At 36.1% G+C, this 1,301-nt stretch carries 1 protein-coding gene; it reads left to right on the forward strand.

The features are described from left to right. Positions 1-1,007: translocation protein TolB (locus AC1DCY_RS27130; protein ID WP_477355782.1), on the forward strand; the 1,007-nt coding region annotated here is incomplete at its 5' end. Positions 1,008-1,301: the final 294 nt, after the last annotated feature.

Here is a 1,301-nt window from a genome sequence, read left to right on the forward strand (position 1 = left end):
ACGAGAATGGAGAAAAAACGTATCTGTATATTTATGATTTAAAGAAAAAGGAAAGCTATCAACCGTATCCATCAATTGAAACAAGTCAAATTAAATGGTCGCCAACATCAAATCAACTAGCTTACAATTCGAGAGGTATCCTAAATGTWACAAAAACAAAAAATGGSCGACCACACGGCTTTGAAAATGTATCTCTAGGTGTWAGTGATTTTGAATGGTTCCCCGACGGAAAAGCGTTTATCGTTTCATCTCAATCTAATTTACTTCCTACTGGATGGGAACCAGTTCGTCTTTTTAAAGTGCCCGTAGATGCCAATCTAGATACGAATAAAATCAAGCCTTTTTACACCATTCAAACAAATACAACCGACTTATTTGCAATTGATGCAGATTATTTTAAGTGGAGCCCTGATGGGAACTGGGTTAGCTTTCTATTAGCACCAACTGCGTCTTGGTCTAATGATAGTAATACATTAGCTGTACTTTCATCAGCTGGAGATCAATTTCAAGTTATAGGGAAAATGCTTGGGTATGAAAAATGGATAAAGTGGGCTCCTACAAAAAACCAACTAGCCTTCATATCGGGTGAAGGAAGATTTTTTGTTGTAAACAAAAGTACAACCGTTACCGAGATTCCTACATTGAATAAACAAAAGGACTACACACCTAAAGGATATGTAGACCTAGATTTAGAATGGCTTTCTCCAGATGAAATAATTGTTGCTCGGGCGAAAGAAAACAAAGCGTGGAAAGTGGGATCAGTTCCAACTATGTTTACTGCGTTGTATGTAATTAATCTTGAATCAGGAGAACAAAAGCAGCTTACATTTCCAAAGAACAATAAAATAGATAATACACCTCAAGTAGTTGGTTCATCTATTACTTGGTATCGAACATCTGAAAAAGAAGACCAAGGAGATGTTTGGGTTAAAGATAGTATGGATGCTCAAGAACATAGGTGGTTAAAAAATGTAGACTCTCCACCAACCTTTTTTTATAAAAAGTAACTGAAACAACCGCAGATTTTATTTTTCATTATTTCAGTAAAGAAGGCGAACTACAATCCTTGATCTCGGTGAAAAAAGGGGACATTTTAATGAAGAAAATAATCCTACTTACCTTCAAACACTATCGGAGCAGCATTCCTGTTTAAAGGATGTTCGAGGTCTTGAAAGAAAAGGAGCCCTCTAGTATGATGCATGAGTGTCAACGACCATTGACCCATCATCAAACAAGGAGGACTCCTTTATGCATTTTAAATGGAATAATAAAATTAATCAAGTTACTGAAAATACACTCGT

The sequence above is a fragment of the Lysinibacillus sp. 10T31 genome (assembly GCF_056394365.1).